The 22,607-nt window shown below is 28.7% G+C and carries 18 protein-coding genes; 2 read left to right on the top strand and 16 right to left on the bottom strand.

Annotation, left to right across the window (positions count from 1 at the left end; all coding sequences use genetic code 11):
• Nucleotides 1-372: 372 nt before the first annotated feature.
• Nucleotides 373-822 carry a D-aminoacyl-tRNA deacylase gene (dtd, locus tag BMW96_RS08170; protein ID WP_092354329.1) on the bottom strand — a complete coding sequence of 150 codons (450 nt, stop codon included), beginning with the start codon at nucleotides 820-822 and terminating at the stop codon, nucleotides 373-375.
• Between the two features lie 76 nt (nucleotides 823-898).
• On the opposite strand from dtd, the gene BMW96_RS08165 reads away from it, so the two are divergent.
• Nucleotides 899-2,167 (top strand): replication-associated recombination protein A, encoded by a 1,269-nt coding sequence (locus BMW96_RS08165; RefSeq protein WP_092354327.1) that lies wholly within the window; start codon nucleotides 899-901, stop codon nucleotides 2,165-2,167.
• A gap of 434 nt (nucleotides 2,168-2,601) precedes the next feature.
• On the opposite strand, the gene BMW96_RS08160 is transcribed toward BMW96_RS08165, so the two are convergent.
• From BMW96_RS08160 to rny, 13 genes are all read right to left on the bottom strand, one after another.
• Complete coding sequence (locus BMW96_RS08160) at nucleotides 2,602-2,982, bottom strand: VOC family protein (protein ID WP_092354325.1); 381 nt, start codon at nucleotides 2,980-2,982, stop codon at nucleotides 2,602-2,604.
• A 64-nt stretch (nucleotides 2,983-3,046) separates the two neighbouring features.
• A complete protein-coding gene (locus BMW96_RS08155) occupies nucleotides 3,047-3,826 on the bottom strand; it encodes a helix-turn-helix domain-containing protein (RefSeq protein ID WP_092354323.1) in 780 nt (259 codons plus the stop codon).
• Between the two features lie 210 nt (nucleotides 3,827-4,036).
• The gene (locus BMW96_RS14340) at nucleotides 4,037-4,387 is read right to left on the bottom strand and encodes a DUF1697 domain-containing protein (RefSeq protein WP_472573228.1); all 351 of its coding nucleotides are present in this window, start codon (nucleotides 4,385-4,387) and stop codon (nucleotides 4,037-4,039) included.
• A 336-nt stretch (nucleotides 4,388-4,723) separates the two neighbouring features.
• Nucleotides 4,724-5,635, bottom strand: coding sequence for a tRNA (adenosine(37)-N6)-dimethylallyltransferase MiaA (gene miaA / locus BMW96_RS08145; RefSeq protein ID WP_092354321.1), 912 nt, complete (start codon nucleotides 5,633-5,635; stop codon nucleotides 4,724-4,726).
• Entirely contained in the window at nucleotides 5,635-7,449 is a 1,815-nt protein-coding gene (mutL, locus tag BMW96_RS08140) for a DNA mismatch repair endonuclease MutL (protein WP_092354319.1), read from the bottom strand. Before mutL ends, miaA begins: the two co-directional genes overlap by 1 nt.
• Before the next feature lie 5 nt (nucleotides 7,450-7,454).
• Nucleotides 7,455-9,968: a DNA mismatch repair protein MutS gene (gene mutS, locus BMW96_RS08135; RefSeq protein ID WP_092354317.1), complete on the bottom strand. Its 2,514-nt coding sequence runs from the start codon at nucleotides 9,966-9,968 to the stop codon at nucleotides 7,455-7,457.
• 75 nt (nucleotides 9,969-10,043) lie between these two features.
• Entirely contained in the window at nucleotides 10,044-10,538 is a 495-nt protein-coding gene (gene cotE, locus BMW96_RS08130; protein WP_092354315.1) for an outer spore coat protein CotE, read from the bottom strand.
• A 103-nt stretch (nucleotides 10,539-10,641) separates the two neighbouring features.
• Nucleotides 10,642-12,156: an IMP dehydrogenase gene (locus BMW96_RS08125; protein ID WP_092354313.1), complete on the bottom strand. Its 1,515-nt coding sequence runs from the start codon at nucleotides 12,154-12,156 to the stop codon at nucleotides 10,642-10,644.
• Between the two features lie 76 nt (nucleotides 12,157-12,232).
• Nucleotides 12,233-12,571 (bottom strand): YlbF/YmcA family competence regulator, encoded by a 339-nt coding sequence (locus BMW96_RS08120; protein ID WP_172471743.1) that lies wholly within the window; start codon nucleotides 12,569-12,571, stop codon nucleotides 12,233-12,235.
• Complete coding sequence (gene miaB / locus BMW96_RS08115) at nucleotides 12,552-13,997, bottom strand: tRNA (N6-isopentenyl adenosine(37)-C2)-methylthiotransferase MiaB (RefSeq protein WP_092354309.1); 1,446 nt, start codon at nucleotides 13,995-13,997, stop codon at nucleotides 12,552-12,554. Before miaB ends, BMW96_RS08120 begins: the two co-directional genes overlap by 20 nt.
• 246 nt (nucleotides 13,998-14,243) lie before the next feature.
• A complete protein-coding gene (locus BMW96_RS08110) occupies nucleotides 14,244-14,504 on the bottom strand; it encodes a stage V sporulation protein S (protein WP_092354307.1) in 261 nt (86 codons plus the stop codon).
• A 46-nt stretch (nucleotides 14,505-14,550) separates the two neighbouring features.
• Entirely contained in the window at nucleotides 14,551-15,330 is a 780-nt protein-coding gene (locus tag BMW96_RS08105) for a TIGR00282 family metallophosphoesterase (RefSeq protein ID WP_092354305.1), read from the bottom strand.
• A gap of 46 nt (nucleotides 15,331-15,376) precedes the next feature.
• Nucleotides 15,377-16,933: a ribonuclease Y gene (rny, locus tag BMW96_RS08100; protein ID WP_092354303.1), complete on the bottom strand. Its 1,557-nt coding sequence runs from the start codon at nucleotides 16,931-16,933 to the stop codon at nucleotides 15,377-15,379.
• Nucleotides 16,934-17,232: 299 nt separating this feature from the next.
• Between rny and BMW96_RS08095 the strand changes: the two genes are divergently transcribed.
• Nucleotides 17,233-19,410, top strand: coding sequence for a DNA topoisomerase III (locus BMW96_RS08095; RefSeq protein ID WP_092354301.1), 2,178 nt, complete (start codon nucleotides 17,233-17,235; stop codon nucleotides 19,408-19,410).
• Between the two features lie 154 nt (nucleotides 19,411-19,564).
• Here the strand turns inward: BMW96_RS08095 and BMW96_RS14730 are convergent, their stop codons facing one another.
• A complete protein-coding gene (locus tag BMW96_RS14730) occupies nucleotides 19,565-19,738 on the bottom strand; it encodes a hypothetical protein (protein WP_279014167.1) in 174 nt (57 codons plus the stop codon).
• A gap of 400 nt (nucleotides 19,739-20,138) precedes the next feature.
• Nucleotides 20,139-21,884, bottom strand: a complete 1,746-nt coding sequence (locus BMW96_RS08085) for a type III toxin-antitoxin system ToxN/AbiQ family toxin (protein WP_092354297.1) — start codon at nucleotides 21,882-21,884, stop codon at nucleotides 20,139-20,141.
• Between the last annotated feature and the right edge of the window lie 723 nt (nucleotides 21,885-22,607).

Raw genomic sequence — 22,607 nt, 5'->3', positions numbered from 1 at the left:
CGTTCATCCTGAGCCAGGATCAAACTCTCCATTGTTTTATCTTTCAAACAACTCTTCGTTTGTTTAGCTCTTCTTTTTCTTTTCTATCCTTCCGGATATTGACGTGTGTTTCTTAATTCTGTTTAGTTTTCAATGATCTCCTCGGCTTCTTTTGCCGACTTGTTTATCTTACACTCTTTTCCTTCTTTAGTCAATCTTTTTTTTGACTTTTTTCATGCCTTTTTCTCCGGCCTCTCTCCCTTTCCCTGAGTGCCTATTTAATTTACCATATCACTTCTCTTTTGTAAAGTCTTTTTTTTATTTATTTTGTAAAAAAATATATCTTGACTAATTTTCAAGATATATTTCACCACAAATTTTATCTAATCTATACTAAAAAATTTCTTTACTATCTAAAATGATTGTCACTGGTCCATCATTAATCAACGAAACTTCCATCATTGCTCCAAATACACCACGTTCTACCTTAACTCCTTTTTCTTCCAATTTTTTATTAAATAAATCATATAACGGTTTTGATACATCTGGTTTAGCTGCATCAACAAAACTTGGTCTTCTACCTTTTTTACAATTTGCATATAAAGTGAACTGTGATATTGATAATATACTTCCTTGAACATCTAATAAAGATAAATTTAATTTATCATTTTCATCTTCAAAAATTCGTAAATTAACTAATTTATCCACCATCTTTCCAACTAAAATTTCATCATCCCCATCAGTAATTCCGACTAAAACCATATATCCCTTATTAATTTTCCCTACCACTTCTCCATCAATCTTAACACTGCTTTTACTTACTTTTTGTACAATTAATCTCATAATAATCCACCTATCTTTCAATATTTAAAAATGTTATAATCATTATAACTAATTTCAAAAAAGAAAGGAAGATAATATGTCATCAACCCTTGCAAATAGAATGCGTCCTAAAAATTTAAATGAAATTATTGGTCAAAAACACCTTGTTGGATCAAATGCTATTCTAACTAAATTTGTAGAAAAGAAACATCCTTTTTCAATTATATTATATGGTAGCCCTGGTTGTGGCAAAACTACTATTGCAATAGCTTTAGCAAATGATTTGGATATACCCTATCGTATCTTTAATGCCTCTACTGGCAATAAAAAAGAAATGGATGCTATTATTGAAGAAGCTAAATTGAGTAATGGTTTATTTGTTATCATTGATGAAGTTCATCGCTTAAATAAAGCTCGACAAGATGATCTTCTTTCTCACATGGAAAGTGGTTTACTAATTGTCGCTGGATGTACAACTGCAAACCCATATCATTCAATCAATCCAGCAATTAGATCACGTTGTCACATTCTTGAAGTAAAACCACTAACTACTAATGAGATTATTGACGGATTATCTAAAGCATTAACTTCACCAGCTGGTCTAGATAACAAATATAAAATAGACAAAGACGCTTTACAAAGCATTGCTAAAATATGTAGTGGCGACATTCGTTATGGATATAATTGTTTAGAAATATGTACAATTGTCTGTGAAAATAATCATATTACACAAAATGATTTAAAAACTGCTGCTATTAAAACAAATGTTGTTTATGATAAAGATGAGGATAATTACTATGATACCTTAAGTGGATTACAAAAATCAATTCGTGGTAGTGATCCAAATGGAGCAATGTATTATTTCGCTAAATTAATTGAAGCAAATGATATAGAATCTTTAGAACGTCGTCTGATAACTACTGCATATGAAGATATTGGTTTAGCTAATCCTAATGCTTGTATGCGTACAGTAATAGCTTTACAAGCAGCTAAAACAATTGGTTTCCCTGAAGCTCGAATCCCAATTGCAAGTGCAATTATTGATTTATGCTTATCACCAAAATCAAAATCCAGTGAAAATGCTATCAATGCAGCAATAACTTCATTAAATGAACGTTCTTTAAAAACTCCTTCATACTTACGTTTTACCCCTATCGGTTTACAGGATGATGAAAAATATGATTATAATCGTCCTGAATTATGGGAATATATTCAATATCTCCCAAAAGAACTTGAAAATACTCAATTTTATATACCATGGATGACTAGTAATTATGAACGAGCTTTAGCAGAAAATTATCGTCGCATTTTAAAACACGGTAGAACTAGCAATATTAAAAAACTAAATCAAAAAAACAGTAGATAATATAATTTAGATAATACTAAACTAGGAATCTAACGATTATTTGCGGTTTGAACTTATTTTGATTTAAACTTTTTTCCATACATCAAAGAACAGAGACTAAAAAAATAAATACCATGTATTGATAATTGCTTAGGCTTAAATTTCTGTAAAAAAATACAGTCAACTTCTTAATTAAAATCAACTATCTTTTTCATTTCTCTATCCAGTTTTCATATGTCAAATGATCGCATTTTACTTTCCCTTGTAAAATGCGATTTTTCCTTGTAAATACAATTATTTTTCGTCTGTGTGATGTGTATGCTAGTTATCTATAAACTAAAATTTACTCTTTTAATTGACTAATAAATCATAATCATTATAAAAATAAAAGGGCTAAAATTTTATAACTTTTTAACCCTTTTATATAATTCTACTTAAATTTTGAAAAGTCATACTTAACATGCTATTGTTAGAACATTTCCATTATTATCAAAAATAGCAAATTCACTTTTATCATAAAATGTTTTATGAAGTTCTTTAGCAATTTTAACTTTATCCTTTAGTTCTTCATATAATTTTTCTACATCTTTAACAGTAATAAATAAAGTAAATGTTGGTATTATTTCATTTTTTTGTAAAGTAGGATATTCATCTAGTAAATTTTTTCTTTCTTGAAACATAATAGAAATATTATCTTTTTTTATAATAGCAAAATCTAGGATACTGCCTTCTTCTGGAACACTTAATACTTTTTGAAATCCTAATTTACTTTGATAAAATTCTATTGTTTCTTTTACATTTTCAACCATAATATTTGTTGTTATTGTTTCATACATATATTTCTACCTCCATATATAATTATAGGATTGGCACACATATATGTATTGTAAAAAAAGGACATTATTTATAATTATCTAATAATCTCAAAGGCGAAAATCCTGTGTATTTCTTTATTTCTTTTATGAAATGAGCCTGATCATAAAAACCACAGATGTTCGCAACTTCAATGAAATCAATATCATTTTCTATCATTAAAGTTAAACATAAATGTAATCTCAGTATATTTAACAATACTTTTGGAGATAATCCATAATTCATTTTAAATATTCTATATAAATGTCGTTTGTTGCAATTAAAGCTTTCTGCAATAGTTATCACTGTTTGTTCTTTAGGTGTTTGATATAATTGTTCAACAACTTCTATATATTTTGTATTTGGCTTATTTTTTATTTTATCTAATAAATAATTTTTAAAAATATTCAATCTTTCATTTACATCTGTTAAAGTAAATATTTCATACAAACTATCTGAATTATCTATTTTTGAAAACGGAAGGGGATGGTCCATTATCTGATCTGCACCTATTTTAAAAAGAAGATAAAAAGAGCCAGGTTTTAATCTTACACCCATATAATCTATTTTTTTATTTAATTCAAACGGAATTGTTTCTTTACTAAAACCAGCAAAACGAATAGTCTTATTTGAAAAATCAATTACTATATCAATACAGGCATCTGGTAATATATAATTATATATAGTTTTATTTAAAATTCTTTTTGAATGCATTTGCCAAATACACATACAATAATCGTTTAATTCTTTAAATAGATATTCTTTATACTCAATATGCTCTTGAAATTCTCTATCTAAAATATATGGTATTTGTTTTGGATAATACATATATCCCCCCAATCCATAAATAAAACTTGTCTTTTCTTTAAATCATAATCAAAAACAAAAATTTGAAAAGCGATTACATATTAACTATTTTTCTAATAGTATTAACTGTTCTTATTGTTAGCTGAGTGTTGATATTTGCACTTGCTGTCCCTAGACCACCAATTTGTTTTTTGATAATCTTTACGGCTAAAAGACCAGAATATTACTTCTTTATAATTCTCTATCTTTTCTAATTCTTTTTTTAGGTTCCCCAATTTCGTTATATACATCAGAAAATTTTGCTGATGATATAATAAAAATCAGATTATCATAGATTTCTTTGTTGTCATTGCCCCACTGGTCAGGTGCATTTTGCAAGATATCCTCAAGGGCTTTACTTGGTATGACAAAAACAGAAATGTCAAGCTCAAACTGTTCTTTAATCATTACCTCAATCTGATTTGTAAACTTCTTTGTATCATCTTCATCATTAGAGAAAATTACATTGCCACTATTCAGATATGTCTTAACTTCCTCAAATGCAAGTTTTTCAAAGCCTTTCTTTAATTCTGCCATTGGCACTTTATTTTTTTAGCTTATATTAATACCTCTTAATAAAGCAACATATCTTTTCATATTCCCAAAAATACCTCTGCAAATTCTAAATTTTTTTTATACATATTATTTCAATATAATCATTTCTTTTCTACAAACAGGTAAGTTATCCTTTAGTTCGAGAAAACTTCAGACTCCCATTTACTTACTAATTATCTTGATACCCCAAGATGATATGATAATTCCTCTTGTGATAACCTTTTTTATTTTTTCTCCTGCCAACCTTGATTATAATTTTTTCACAATAAACTATGACTAATCAATCTGTCAATTAATAGTTGCATGAGTAATAAATTGACATAATTATCTTTCTAAATCATTAATAACTGTTTTAATTGTTTGATCAAAATTCTCAAGATTAACATTAAACCATTTAACTGGAATTTGATTATTAAACCAAGTATATTGACGTTTAGCATAATTACGAGAATTCTTTTTGATTAATTCCAAAGTTTCTTCAAGGGTTTGAGTTCCATGATAATAATCAAACCATTCTTTATAACCAATAGCTTTCATACTTTGAAGATTTTTTGAATAATTTTTCTTCATTAAACCATCTATTTCTTGAAGCAAGCCTTGTTCCATCATTAAATCAACACGTTGATTAATTCGTTCATATAAAGCCTCACGTTCTAAAGTCAATCCAATAAATTTAGCATCATATACTAATTCATGATTTTGTTTTGCTAGAGTCTCACTCTTTTTAATACCTGTACTTTCATAAATAGCAATTGCTCTTAATACTCGTTGACGATTATTAGGATGAAGTTCTTTTGCACTTGTTTCATCAATTTTGTTTAAAAGATCATATAACCCCTTATTTGAATAAGCTTGATATTTATCAATATATTCTTGATGATCCATCTGACTTTCACCAAATTCATAATCATAAAGTGCTGCTTTAATATATAGACCTGTCCCACCAACAATAATCGGTAATTTACCTTGACTAGTAATTTCTTTTATTTTTAATCTTACTTCGTCTTGAAAATCTTTAACACTATAATTTTCTGTTGGATCTTTAATATCAATTAGATGATGAACAATTCCCTTCATTTCTTCACTTGTTACTTTTGCAGTACCAATATCCATAGTCTTATATATTTGCATGGAATCCCCACTAATTACTTCTCCATTAAAATATTTAGCAAGAGCTACTCCCATCTGTGTTTTACCAACTCCAGTTGGTCCTACTACCACAATAACTTTTTCCATTATACGACCCTCTTAAATAGTTTTTCAATCTCATAAACAGAATAATAGATAATTGTTGGTCGTCCATGTGGACAAACATATGGATTATCACAACGCATTAAATTATCAATAATATTTTGCATTCCTTCATTAGATAAATATGTATTTGCTTTTAACGAAGCTTTACAACTTAATGTTGCAATTGCATGATTTTGTAATCTAACTACATCTATTTTATTATCATTTAATAACTGTGTCATCATATCTTCAATAAATAATTGCTCATCAATATTTTGCATCCATAATGGTAATTGTTTAATCACATAGCCACTATCTCCAAATACTTCAAGATTTATTCCTACTTGAGTTAATAAATCCTTTCTTTCTTCAATAATTAAAAATTCACTCAAAGGATATTCTAAAGTAATTGGTATCAACAAATCTCTCATTGACAAATCAAGATTTTTATATTTTTCTAAATAATATTCATAATTTATTCTTTCCTGACCTGCATGCTGATCAACAATATACATTCCTGTTTCATCTTCACAAATAATATATGTTCCATGGACTTGTCCTTTTACAAACAGCTTTTTCTTCATTAGTTTTTCACGTAATTCAACTTTTGTTTCAATAATCTGTTTATCAGGAATGATATAATCCTTTTTTGATTCAGCAACTATTTTTTCATCATCTCTTATATCCTGATAAATTATTTCTTTAGTTGTTTCATCCACAGGTTTTTTAGTTGGATTAATTAACTCTTTTTCGTAGCTCAAATCAAGACTAGGTTGTTGTAAATCAGGTATAAACTTAGGCTTATTATTGTATGTTACTGCTTCATAAGTTAAATTAATTTTAGCTAAAGCTTCACTAATTCCTTGAGAAACTAATTCTTTTAATTTCGTTTCTTTAGAAAATCGTACTTCTAATTTAGAGGGATGAACATTAACATCTACTAAAAATGGATCTATTTCAATATTTACAATTACAATTGGAAAACGCTTATCAGCTAAATAACGACGATAAGCATTATTAATACTATCAACCGTTATTTTATTTTTAACAACTCTCGAATTCACCATTGTTACAATATGATTTTTACTAGCACGATTAACATCAATTTTTGAAATAAATCCTGATACATGGAACTCATCATCTTCAAAATCAACTGCAATCATATTTTTAGCGACATTTAAGCCATAAACATTAGAAATTACTTCTAACAAATTACCATTTCCATTAGTTTTATATATTGTCCTTTGATTATGTACCAGTGAAAATGCAATATGTGGATGAGATAACGACAAACGTTCTATATAAGTTTGAATATTTGCAAACTCTGCATTAGTTGATTTAATATACTTTAAACGTGCAGGAACATTTTGAAATAACTTTTTTACTTTAATATTAGTTCCTTTTTTACAATCACTATCTTCACACTTAATAAATTTACCATATTGATAACTTACAATCGTTCCCTTTTCACCAGTACTTGTTTTTAATTCAAAATTACTAATTGATGCAATCGAAGGAATTGCTTCACCACGAAATCCTAACGTCTGAATGCAAAATAAATCTTGATCATCTTTTATTTTACTCGTAGCATGGCGACTAAAACATAGTAAAGCATCCTCTTTTACCATCCCATCACCATTATCTATAATTTGAATTAAATCCAATCCTCCCTCTTCTACAATTACATCTATTTTACTACTATTAGCATCTATACTATTTTCAACTAATTCTTTTACAACATTAGCTGGTCGCTCAATTACTTCTCCAGCTGCAATTTTATTAGCTAAAACATCATCTAGTTGTCTTATTTTTTGCAATTTTATCACCTACTTTCATTTAATTTCTTTAATTCTATCAATGTTGATAAAGCATCAATTGGCGATAATGCCATTGGATCTATATTATCAAGATATTTTTCAACAACACTCATTGAAGTTGCAGGAGCTTGTTTTAAAGTATCATTACTTAAATGATGTTCAATATTATTTTCCTCTAATGCCTCTAATAAAACATTAGCACGATTTAAAACTGCATCAGGCAATTTTGCAAGCTTTGCAACATTAACTCCATAAGATTTATTTGAACGACCTGACTTGATTCGATATAAAAATACTAGATCATCATTTTCAATTGAAGCACTAGCATGAACATTTTTAATTCCCAAATCTTTTTCTTCTAAAAATGTTAATTCATGGTAATGAGTCGAAAATAAAGTAATACATTTAATTGAGGTTGCAATATATTCAATCATCGCCTGAGCTATTGCCATCCCATCAAATGTCGCTGTACCACGACCAATTTCATCAAAAATAATTAAAGAATTTTCTGTTGCATAACGTAAAGCATTATTTGCCTCTAACATTTCTACCATAAATGTAGATTGTCCTGAAATCAAATCATCACTAGCACCAATTCGAGTAAATATCTGATCAAAAATAGGTATATTAGCCTCACTACATGGTACAAAACATCCAATTTGGCCCATTAAAGCAATTAAAGCAATTTGGCGCATATATGTTGATTTACCACCCATATTTGGTCCTGTAATCAATAATACTGGATAATTATTATCAATCATTACATCATTAGAAACATATGATCCTTGTGCCATTACTTGTTCAATTACACCATGTCTTCCATCTACAACATTAAAAGTTTTACTCTGATTAAATACTGGTCGTACATAACTGTTCTCACTTGAAATCATTGCTAAAGATTGATAAACATCAATTCGAGCAATCACTTTAGCAACATCTTGAAGAGTATGAACATCTTTTTTTATATAATCTCTAATTTGAGTAAATAAAACATACTCCAATTTCACCATTTTATCTTGCGCACTTAATAATTTTGATTCCATTTCTTTTAATTCTGGTGTAACAAATCTCTCTGCATTTGATAAACTTTGTTTACGTGTATAATTAAATTCATCTTTAACTAAAGATAAATTTGCCTTAGTGATTTCAATATAATATCCAAAAACTCGATTATAACCAACTTTTAATCCTTTAATTCCTGTTTTATCACGTTCTTTTTGTTCAAATTTAGCTAACCACTGTTTTCCATGATTACGAATATATCTAAGTTCATCTAATTCTTCATTAAAACTATCTTTTATGATTCCACCCTCTTTTACTGTCAGTGGTGGATTATCAACGATTGCTTGATCAATGAGTTCTGTTATATGACTTAAATCAACTAATTTATTAGCTAATTCATTAATCAAAGGTTCATCTAATGATATTAACTGCGCTTTTAATTCGGGTAGCACTTTTAAAGAAGAACTTATCCACTTTAAATCCCGAGCATTAATATTTCCAAACGCAATTCGTGATGATAATCTTTCAAGATCATAAATATCTTTTAAAATCTCTTTAACACTTTCTCTTTGAATAAAATAATTAGTAAAAATCTCTACTATATCTAATCGGTCTTCGATTTGAGCCTGATTTATTAAAGGACGTTCGATCCATTGTTTTAATAATCTTGATCCCATTGCTGTTTTAGTTTGATCTAACAGCCAATATAAACTACCATATTTTTCATTGTTTTTAGTATTTGTAGTTAATTCTAATGCTTTTTTAGTATATAGATCCATTGTTAAATAATCATCATTATTTATTTCTTCAATTATTTGAAGATGTTCTAATTCTCTTTTTTGTGTATCTAATAAATAATTTAATAATAATGAAGCTGTTTTTATTTGTTTTAAATCATTAATATTACTAAAAATCTTCGCATATTTATCATTATATTTATCATTATCAAAAGGTGAAGATAAAATATCATCAAATTTAAAAATATGCTTCGATAAACAAACAACCTCCTTTACAGCCATCATTTGTAGCTGGTTTAATAAAAGCTTCTCATTTTTATCAATATTAGTAACACAAAATTCACCTGTAGAAATATCACAAAAAGCTAAAGTATAATTAAAATCAAACTCTTCTAAAGCTGCAATATAATTATTTTTATTATTTGTTAGTGATTCATCAAAAATAGTACCTGGTGTAATGATTTGAACTACTCCACGCTCAACAATTCCTTTTTTTCCTGGTTCACTCAATTGTTCAACAATTGCTACTCTATGACCATTATCAACTAACTTTTGAATATATCCACTTGCTGAATGAAAAGGAACACCACACATTGGCACCCTTTCTACTGCACCAGCATTTTTTCCAGTCAATGCAATTTCTAATTCTTTTGATACTAAAATTGCATCATCAAAAAACATTTCATAAAAATCCCCTAATCTAAACATTACAATAGAATCCTGGTTTTCTTCTTTTATTGATAAATACTGCATCATCATTGGACTATATTTAGGTTTCATATCTTAACTCCACTTCTAAAAAATTACTATCCCATTATAGCACAACTATTAACAAAAGAAAAAAGGCTTACGCCTTCATTTGATAAAATTTTCATCTACTGTGATATTATCCAATTCATCCCATGATTCTTTTTCATTTTTAGTCTCTACTCTCATCGTTGTTTTCCCAACTACACTTAAAGATATTTCCTTTTCAATTTCAATTAATACATTTTCATCACTTTTATTTACACTTATACATTTAGGTTCTCGATTACATACTACCATTAATTCATCATTTTCATCAAAGTTTCGACTTTCCTTTTTAACCAAATCTAATTCATTCATATAACTAACTGTTTGTTTCAAAATATTACTATCATCATTATAATTATACCACAGATGAACATCAAAAGTTCCTAAAACAATAGGCTGACCTTTTTTAAAAGTTGCATTATAACGATGATTAGTAATCCAACATCCTAAAATCTTATCATAGTTTTCAATAACAAAAGGATATTTATTAAGGGTTCTCTTTTTCCCTTTAGCAATAACTGCCTGAGTAATAATTTCACGAATATTGTTTGCCATGTTCTTCACCTATTTTAATATATGCAAATATTTCAAAAAATGTACAAAAAACCTAATAACATAAAAAAAGAAGATGTATTTTACTACATCTTCATCTATTTATTTAGTTTTTATGACCATTTCCTGATGTAGAATCTTTCAAAACAACATCATGAGCCCCACCTTCAACAATACTTGTTGAAGATACTAAAGTGATTTTTGCTTTCTCTTGTAGTTCAGGAATAGTTAAAGCTCCACAATTACACATTGTTGATTTAATCTTACTCAAAGTTAAACCAACATTATCTTTTAAACTTCCTGCATATGGAACATATGAATCAACACCCTCTTCAAATGAAAGTTTTGAATCACCGCCCATATCATAACGTTGCCAGTTACGAGCACGAGCTGAACCTTCACCCCAATATTCTTTCATATATTGACCATTAATACTTACTTTATTTGTAGGAGATTCATCAAAACGTGAGAAATATCTACCTAACATAATAAAATCAGAACCCATAGCTAATGCCAAAGTCATATGATAATCATGAACAATTCCACCATCTGAACAAATTGGTACATAAATACCTGTTTCTTTAAAATATTCATCACGAGCTTTCGCTACTTCAATTGTTGCTGTTGCTTGTCCACGACCAATTCCTTTTTGTTCACGAGTGATACAGATAGAACCACCACCAATACCAACTTTAACAAAATCTGCTCCAGCATCGGCTAAAAATCTAAATCCATCTGCATCAACAACATTCCCAGCACCAACTTTTACACTATCACCATAATGTTCTCTAATCCAATCAATTGTAATTTTTTGCCATTCTGTAAAACCTTCAGAAGAATCAATACATAATACATCCACACCAGCTTTTACTAATGCTGGAACACGATCTGCAAAATCACGAGTATTAATTCCCGCACCAACTACATATCGTTTTGAATCATCTAATAGTTCATTTGGATTAGATTTTCTTGTTTCATAATCTTTTCTAAAAACAAAATATGCTAACTTTTGATTATCATCAATAATAGGTAAAGCGTTAAGTTTATTATCCCAAATAAGATCATTTGCTTCTTTTAACGTAACTCCAATATGTCCACAAACCAACTTATCATATGGTGTCATAAATTCTGTTACTTTTGTATCCAAATCCATTCTAGAAACACGATAATCCCTACCAGTTACAATTCCTAACAATTTACCATTAGCACTACCATCTTCTGTTACTGCCATAGTAGAATGTCCCGTTTTTTCTTTTAAAGCAATAACATCGGCCAATGTATCATTAGCACTTAAATTTGAATCACTTGGTACAAATCCTGCTTTATAAGTTTTAGCTCGTTTAACCATAGCTGCTTGATCTTCAATTGATTGTGACCCATAAATAAATGAAACACCACCCTCTCTTGCAAGTGCAACTGCCATCTTATCATCAGATACAGCCTGCATAACTGCTGAAACTAGAGGAATATTTAACGATAACGCTGGTTCCTCACCTTTTTTAAATTTAACTAAAGGTGTCTTTAAATCAACATTTTTAGCTTGACATTCAGTCGATGAATATCCTGGTACTAAAAGATATTCATTAAATGTATGCGATGGTTCATCAAAAAAATATGCCATTCTATCTCTCCTTTTCTTCATCTCTATGTCTAATATTTCATAATATTATAATTATGTTCAATAACTAAGTCAACCCTTATTTTAATAATTGTCCATTTATGTAACTATTTATCGATTGTATAATCTCATCTACCTCTTTTTTTAGATAAAGATAGTTAACAACCAAAGGATGATTTTCAAATTCCTCTTTAATTTTTTGATATTCTTTAATCGTTTTAATAACTGTTTCATCCTGTTTAGCTTTTTGATTAACTATCTTTTTTTGATAAGCTTTTATCTTAGCTTCCATTTTTCTAATTTTAGTATTTTGATTAATTAACTGTTCATATTTTTGATACTCTTTAATTACTTCAAGATTTAATAAATAGTCATTTAACTGCTTTGCATAATCTAAACTATGATTCAATTGCTTCACCTTTTAATGCCCATGTTTTGGCTTCTGTAATTTTTACTTTAATAATCTTTCCAATATCAGATGGATTTCCTTTAAAATTAACAAGTTTTTGATGTCGTGTATATCCAGTTAACATTGTATCGTCTTTTTTTGAAGTTCCTTCTACTAATACTTCAACAACCTCATTTAAAAACCGTTGATTTTGCTTATGAGCCTTTTCATTAACAATTTCATTTAATTTATATAAACGCTGATCCTTTTCTTCTCTGGTTACGTTATCTGCCATTTTAGCTGCAGGAGTACCAGCACGAGGAGAATAAACAAACGTATATGCTAAATCATATTCACATTCCTGATACAATGATAAAGTATCTAAATATTGTTCATGACTCTCATTTGGAAATCCTACAATAATATCTGTTGTAATTGTACAATCTGGAATATATTCTTTAATTTTATGAAATAAAGCTAAATACTGTTCACGACTATAACGACGTCCCATTAACTTCAATATTTCATTATTACCTGATTGTACAGGTAAATGAATCGCTGGCATGATATTATCATACTTAGCAATAACTTTAATCATATCTTCACTAAAGTCCCAAGGATGACTCGTTGTAAAACGAATTCTAGGAATATCGGTTTTAGCAACATCTTCAAGTAAATTAGAGAAATTATAATCATCTCCAAGGTCTTTGCCATAACTATTAACATTTTGACCTAATAAAGTTATTTCCTGATAACCATCAGCTACTAATTCTTCAACTTCTTTAATAATATCTTTTGCTAAACGTGAGCGTTCTTTTCCTCTAGTATATGGAACAATACAGTATGTACAAAACTTATTGCATCCATACATAATATTTACCCAAGCTTTATACTTGTTATCACGTCTAACTGGAGCATTTTCAATTACATCTCCCTCTTTTGACCATACTTCAACAACCATTTCTTTGTTATAAAGTGCATCCTTTAATAATTCAGGTAGACGATGGATATTGTGGGTTCCAAAAATTAAATCAACATGAGGATGTTTTTCTAAAATTCGATTCACTACAACCTCTTCTTGGGCCATACAGCCACACATTGCAAATATTAAATCTGGATTAGTCTTTTTTAAATTTTTTACATACCCAACTTTTCCAAAAACTTTCTCTTCAGCATTCTCACGAATTGCACAGGTATTTAAAATAATCACATCAGCTTGTTTAATATTTTCAGCTGGCTGATATGACATACTTTCCAAAATTCCTGATAAAGTTTCACTATCACGTTCATTTGCTTGACATCCATATGTCTGTATATAATATTTCTTACCAAGACCAGCTTTGATCATTTCCTCTGGTACATAATATGCATCGTCATAGCGACCTACTTCATCACAACTTCTTCTTTTTGCCTCACTTAATGAAGGTCCTTTAAAATAATTACTATAATCTTTCATTTATTCACCACTTTTCTAACCTATTATATACATAAAATCAAAACTTTTCCACAAAAAAATAAGGACTATATGTCCTTATTACATAAAATTCATCTAACTAAATTAAAAAGTATAAATTTAAACCTGATTTTACAGCATTCTATTATCTTTTCCAAATAATAATAGACTTACTTTAAATCATTAAAATAATTAATTTTATATTTTACGATATAGCCTTTCACTAAATAATATATCTAAAAAGAAAACTTATCGTAATTCCAGTAATAATCTAAGCGCAGTTATCTCCTTATCATCAACCATTAAATCATGAAAAGAAGGAATACAAATAATTTCATTCCCAGTAGGAATTATATACCCTCTTGCAATAGCTATAGCCTTTATTGCTTGATTCAAAGCTGCCGCTCCAATAACCTGAATCTGTAGTTTAGATTCATTTCTTATCATACTTGCAATAGCCCCTGCTACATTATTGGGACTAGACGATGATGATACTTTGATTGTTTCCATATTATAGCCTCCTAATCAACTATATGAAAACATTAAAAAATTATACCTAAAAATATGGATGATCTTGATTAATTAACACTCTTTCTATTTTTATTGGTTTATCATCTTCGAATGTTAAAATCACCCCTGATAATTGACCGCTGCTTTTGGCTACACTAAAAGGCGCATTAAAACCTCTTAATCTACTTACAATCGCATCTAAATCACAACCAATCGCACTCATATATGGACCAGTCATCCCAACATCACTAATAAATGCAACTTTACCATCAATTATTTTCTCATCAGCAGTTTGAACATGAGTATGAGTACCTAAAACAGCACCACTAATTTTTTCTTTGACATAATGTGCAAACGCTATTTTCTCACTTGTTGTTTCCCCATGAAAATCAATTATGTGAATATCTTGTTTTAAATCTAGATAATCATCTATTATTTCAAATGGATTACTATTTCTACTATCCATAAATGCAGCACCTAAAACATTAGTAACTCGTACCTCTTTATTAAGTACATTAAATACTCGTGACTTAATTCCAGGTAATACTTTAGGCTGATTAATAGGAACAATTAATCTATCAGCTTCATCAATATAATCATATAATTCCTTTTTATCAAAAGTATGATTTCCCATCGTCATTGCTTGAATCCCTTGAAATGATAATTCATCATAATGTCTCTTTAATAAACCTTTTCCATGACTTGTATTTTCAACATTAGCTATTACAAAATCAATTTGATTATCCTTAACCAAACGATGTAAATAGTCTTCAATCATTTCACGACCAATTTCTCCAAAAATATCTCCAATAAACAATATTTTCATTTTATTTTCCTTTCATATAAAAGGATAGGCTAGGCCTATCCCCTTTTTATTTTGCTACTTCGCTAGCACGAATTTCACGAATTACAGTTACTTTAATGTGACCAGGATATGTAAGTTCCTCTTCAATCTTATTCTTAATATCACGAGCTATTTTATGTGACATCAAGTCATCCACTTTATCAGGTTTAACGACAATACGTACTTCACGTCCTGCTTGAATCGCAAAAACACGATCTACACCATCAAAACTTTTTGCCATTTCTTCAAGTTTTTCTAAACGCTGGATATAGTTTTCAATTGTCTCACTACGACTTCCAGGTCGTGCCGCACTTAAAGTATCAGCTGCAGCAACCAAAATTGAAATCACACTAGTTGCAGGTACATCACCATGATGAGATTCAATTGCATTTACAACAACTGGATGTTCTCCATGCTTTTTAGCATACTTAGCACCTAATTCAACGTGACTACCTTGCATTTCATGATCAATTGCTTTTCCCAAATCATGTAACAATCCAGCCCGTCTTGCTAATTGTTGATTCAAACCTAATTCAGCTGCCATGATTCCAGCTAAATGTGCAACTTCTAAAGAATGTTGTAAAGCATTTTGTCCATAACTAGTACGATATTTAAGTTTCCCTAACATCATGATAATATCTTTATCAATTCTTGAAATTCCTAATTCAAATATCGCATCTTCTCCTGTTTTTCTTATTACTTCATCTAATTCATTTTTAGTTTTTTCAACTACTTCTTCAATTCTACCTGGTTGAATCCGACCATCACGAATTAAAGTTTCTAATGATAATCTTGCAATCTCTCGGCGTACTGGATCAAAACATGAAATCGTGATTGCTTCAGGAGTATCATCAATAATTAAATCTACCCCTGTAGTTTGTTCGATTGCTTTAATATTACGTCCTTCTCGACCGATTATTCTCCCTTTCATTTCTTCACTAGGTAAAGCAACTACTGAAACAGTTCTTTCAACTGTTTCTTCTTGAGCGTAACGATTAATTGCATTAGCAATAATATCTCGAGAAATTAGACTCGCTTTAGATTTAGCTTCCTCTTCTTGATCTTTGATATATGCTGTCATTTCAGTAGCAATTTGTTGTTCAACCTGTTTAAATAATTCTTGTTTTGCTTCATTCGCTGACATTGCAGCAATTTTTTCTAATTCGCCAACTTTGGCATTAATCTTTTCTTTTAATTCAGCTTCTAGTTTCCCTAGTCCGGCTTCTCTTTCGTCTAATTGTACTACTTTTTGTGCTAAAACATCTTCTTTTCCCTGAACCGCAATATCTCTTCGATCAATTGTTTGTTCTCTTTGTAAAAGTTTATTTTCAAGTGCAGTAATTTCTTGTCTTTGTAATTTAGCTTCCTTTTCAGCTTGAAGTTTTAACTCATAAGCTTCTGTCTTTGCATCTAAAATTGCTTCTTTAATAAGATTATCTGCTTTAACAGTTGCTTCATCAATAATTTTTGCAGCACTTACGTTAGCCTTAGATATTTTTAATTTATTTATTAAATAGTTTATAAAAAATCCTAAAGCTACAGCTAGAACATAGGTTAAAATAGAAACGGCATTAATTTCTGACATTTTTTGCCCCCCATTTTCTTCTATGTGTTTTATTTATATGAATATATAAATTCATTTTATGCAAAAAACACAATAGTATTGTATAATATTTTTATCTTATTTACAATGAAAACTATTTATTGTTCGTGGTTTTTATTATTCTATTATCACTATTTTTTAATATATTATAAAATTATAATTTATTAAAACTAAAAATACTTGTGATTTTATCAGTAAAAAAAGATAGCGGTATCATTTTATAGTTTTGATATCACATTAATAGATAATGTGGTAAAATAAATTAGAAATGAGGTAATAAAATGGCAAAAACATTAATTTTAGCAGAAAAACCATCTGTAGGGCGTGACATCGCACGTGTTTTCAACTGTACTAAAAGTATAAATGGTGGTTTAGAAGGAAATAAATATATTGTAACTTGGGCTTTAGGACACTTAGTCACTTTAGCCGATCCAGAGAAATATGATAAACAATATCAAAAGTGGGATATCAATGATCTTCCAATTATCCCTGATAAAATGCAGCTTGTTGTTATTAAAAACACAACTAAACAATATAATGCAGTTAAAAATTTAATGAATCGCAATGATGTAAATAATATTGTTATTGCAACCGATGCTGGACGTGAAGGTGAACTAGTAGCTCGCTGGATCATTAATAAAGCACATATTAAAAAACCAATGCAAAGATTATGGATCTCTTCAGTAACTGATAAAGCAATAAAAGAAGGTTTCAAAAATTTAAAAAATTCCCATGATTACGATGCATTATATCATAGTGCTTATAGCAGAAGTATTGCTGATTGGCTAGTAGGTATTAATGCCACTAGAGCTTTGACATGTAAATATAATGCCCAATTAGCATGTGGTCGTGTACAAACTCCAACATTAGCAATGATTGCTAAAAGAGAAGAAGAAATTAAAAACTTCACCCCACGTACTTTTTATGGCATTAAAGTAATAACTAAAGATATTAACTGGTCATGGCAATCAAATAAAAATGAATCTCATCTTTTTGATGAAGAAAACATTGATGACATAATTACAAATATTTCAAATCATTCACTAAAAATCACTGAGATTAATAAGACAACTAAAAAGAAATATGCTCCACAGTTATATGATTTAACTGAACTTCAAAGAGACGCTAATAAACTGTATGGTTTTTCAGCAAAAGAAACATTATCAATTATGCAGGATTTATATGAATACCATAAAGTTTTAACATATCCACGTACTGATTCTCGTTATCTAACAGATGATATCGTTCCTACTTTAAAAGAACGTCTTGAAGCTAGTAAAGGAGGTTATTATGATCATATAATTAATAAAATTTTAGCTGTCCCAATTAAAAAACAAGCTCATTTTGTAAATAACAGCAAAGTAAGTGATCATCATGCGATTATCCCAACTGAACAACCAGCAATGTTAGGATCATTTAGTGATAAAGAAATGAAGATATATGAATTAGTTTTAAAACGCTTTTTAGCGGTTCTTTTACCACCATATCTATATGAACAGACAGTTATCAAAGCAGTTATTAATAAAGAAAAATTTACTGCTAAAGGTAAAATCGAAAAACAAACTGGATGGAAAGAAGTTTATGGAAAAATTGAAGATGAAGACAATGACGATCAGTCTTTACCACTATTAAAACAACATGAAACAATAACAGTTAATGAAATCATTAAAACAACTGGACAAACTACTCCACCAGCTTATTTCAACGAAGCAACATTACTATCAGCAATGGAAAATCCTATTCAATTTACAAACAGCTCATCAAAACAAATTAATACAACATTAAAAAATACTGGTGGTTTAGGAACCGTTGCTACAAGAGCAGATATTATCGAAAAACTATTTAATACTTTTTTAATTGAAAAACATGGAAATGATATCAGGGTTACTAGTAAAGGTAAACAGCTTTTACAATTAGTCCCTCAAGACTTAAAAGAACCTGAATTAACTGCCAAATGGGAAATGGAATTAGCAAAAATTGCAAAAAAACAACAAAAATCAAATAACTTTATTAATGAAATAAAAGATTATACTCAAAATATAATTACTGAAATTAGTTCTAGTCAAGCTAAATTTAAACACGAAAACCTGACTACCAAAAAATGTCCAGATTGCGGTGAACTTATGCTTGAAGTAAATGGAAAAAAGGGAAAAATGTTAGTATGCTCAAACCCAGATTGTAAACATCGTGAAACAATCTCAATTGTCACTAACGCCAGATGTCCTAATTGTCATAAAAAATTAGAACTTGTAGGAAAAGGTGATAAGCAAATGTTTGTTTGTAAAACATGTGGTTACCGCCAACACATGAATGCATTTAAAAAAGAACGTGAAAATAAAAGTTCGTTAGCTCGTAAAAGTGATGTTAAAAAATATATGAATCAACAAAAAAAACAGCAAACATCGATTGAAGATTCTCCATTTGCAGCATTATTAAAACTTAAAGATGATTTAAAATAAGTGCTAAATAAATATTTTTCTAAAAACGGTTGTAACGAGTAAAGAACTCATTTCAGTTTCAAAACAGCTTGAAAACACAATAATCCACAATAACTTATTTACCCCAGGTTATTGTGGATTACTATTTTTTTAAGCTGTTTTTTAGATTTTACTACTATTCCTCTTTACTATCAAGTTCATCAACAATTGCTTTAATATTAATTGGAGGTAATAAAATTCTTGAATTTGAACAATCATAAGATGTCATATTTTGAATCAATGTTCTTACATAAGTAAATAATATTGCAATACCATCATATTTTAATATATCATCAAAATCTCTATTCAACACTTCTTCACAATTTGAAAATTCAAAAAAAACAGATATTACAACATTAACACTTAAAATTCTATTGTTATTAGTAAGCTTTTTAACTTGCGTCTTTAAGCATAATCTACTTTTTATTGTTTCATCATCTTTTAAATGATCAAAATCATATTTAATTTAATGTGTTAATCAACATAATAAAAAGGCTTTTGCCCTATGTGAATCTCACTTTATAATAATAAATAGTTTCCTCCTGACTTTATTCCCAACAAAAAGATGTTCAAATTTGAACATCTTAAAAACAACTTGTATTCGATTTATTATATCCCTTTATAGATACAACAATATTTTTTGGCTGAAATGAGAATTTCACTTTGTATAACATTTCCTTGTTATATCATCTTTTTCTTACAATTGTACTTTATAATCTATTAAATAGATTTTCTTTTAATTTTGCAATTCTTAATTTAAGCCCCTCTATAAGCACATCAATTTTTTCATCACTAATTAATGAAACATATTGATATTTTTTCAACTCGTTTTTCCACTTGTATGGTATACTTTCTAAACTTTCAAAATTCAATTGAATTGATGGAAATAATGTCTGAGCATGTTTTAATATTTCTTCAAAATCTAAATTCTTATTATTAAAGAAACAACCTTCTGCTTTCACAAAATTCATTTCATATACTTCTTTTTGAGAAAACATAGCTTGTCCGCTATCAAAATTTGGAGCAATATCTTCCCATTTTAATGAATTAACATTTCTTATAATACCAAAGTTTCCTAAATGTCGATCTTGATTAACCATTAAATAATCTAAGATAAACATTTTAGCCAACTTTTCTTCAACCGCAAAAACACTTTTTTCTTTTAATATTCTAATATAGTGGTTCATAACATTTACACAGTTTTCTTTCATATCTATGTTCTCTTTTGCCAGAATTGCATATGCTGAAATAAGTTCTGTATCTTTACCAATGAAACATTTGCATTTTGAAAAAAGTGTTTTGTTCATCACTTCAATAGTATAAGGGATATATTCCAAATTGATTGCTTGTGCTATCATTCCTGATAGAACTTCATTAAATGGTTCTAATCCTTTTCTTTTAAACGATCCTTTCAAAAGATACCTTTGATTATCTTCTCCTACAATCCATACTTTTTTCAGCATTCCATCAGATGTGTTATTAGGTGAATAAAAATCAACTGCTCTATTGTCTACAAATTTATCTTCAAAAGAAGCATCTATGAAATCTTGACTATTAAAATCATGATCAAAAAAATTAATATCTTTCCAATCCATTAATCTCTCAACTGGATTCATCCAATATTGATCCGACAGAGATAAACCATATGCTCTATTCAATAAAAAATCCTTATTTTCTATCCCTAGATTTTCTAAGAAATCATCTAATCCGTCACGCCATGAAGGTATTCCTCTTCCTTTGAACCAAGCAGTCATTCTCTCACTATCAAGTTTATCTTTATTAAAACATTCTAGTGGTGCATACTCTGCATTATAAATTTCCAAAATACTATCAATCTTCTGTAATGAGTTATCAAAAACAATTTTTGCAATTTTAACTTCTTTATTCATTAAATAGTATTCAGATAACCCATCAATATTTGGATTTATTAAAAAGAAATTCTGATCAGGAAATCTATTATAATGTTTCCCATACTTTTGTATTTCCCATTCTAATGATGCATTTTCAATCTTAGTAAAATCCACAGTAGATTTTAGATATGATTGCTTATAATTTCTACTTTTTTGTTTAAAAAGCATTTTAGCTGATTTCATAATTCTATCATGGTTTCTTTTTATATATTCTAACTTTTTTTCCATGAGTACAAATTTCTCTTCGTCAAAATCAGTTATATCAACCACTTCTAACTCCTTATAAGGAACTGAAAACATGTTTGAAAATAGACATTTACCTAAATAAATTTTGGTTTTCAAATCGAACATTCTCATTATAGTTGGGGATGATTTCTTTAGAACGCCATCTTCATAATCAGAAACAGATGGTGAATCAATAGGTAAAAAATATATTAACTCATTTAATCTTATAGGAACCCCTATCGTATTTTCTGAATTAATTATTCTTTTATCCCTATCAAAAAGATATTGAATATAATCACTTTTAGGTCTATATAATCTCATTGTAAACAACTCCTTCCTATAAGAAAGCAAAACAGAGATAACAACTTGAGTTGTATCTCTGTTAACAAACTGTTTAATCCAACTAAGGCTTTGGTTCTCCGATTTAGTCGCTCCAACTCAGGCTTTGGTCCTCCAATTTACAAATAGAATATACCATATAATCATAAAAAAATCAACAAAAACAGTTTGCTTATATATAATATGATAGTTTAAATACTTTTTATTCTTCCAAATGGATTACATTTTCAAACTTTTACTTCTAAAATAATGTTTAATAGTTTTATGTCAAAAATACCTATTTTAATGTAAGTCTTTCTAAAATACGATATTACTCCTGAATGCTTGACAAAATCAATAACTTCTATAAAATCTCCAATCTTATATAGAACTTAGAAATAATACATTGCTCTGCCTGCTCTAATCTATATCTTGATAAATCAATTCTAGATTGCTCCATATAATATTTGCCCCTTCATAATAATTTGATATAAAGGTTAGAATAATGTGATTATACAATTATCATATTATTTCATATAAAAAGAATCAACTGATTAATCTAATTTGACTAATATACAGCTGATTCTTTTAATTTAGTAATTAATACCATGATTTTTTAGTATCTAAAACCCCAGAACCCCAAGTTATTTTAGATTACCGAAATATAATTATTCTTAAATTCATGCCATTGCACAGATGACTATGTTTTTTGAAACTGAAATGAGT

Origin of the sequence: Thomasclavelia cocleata (assembly GCF_900102365.1) — a bacterium.
Classification (GTDB): Bacteria; Bacillota_I; Bacilli_A; order Erysipelotrichales; family Coprobacillaceae; genus Thomasclavelia; species Thomasclavelia cocleata.
This window is presented reverse-complemented; position numbering and strand designations above follow the sequence as displayed.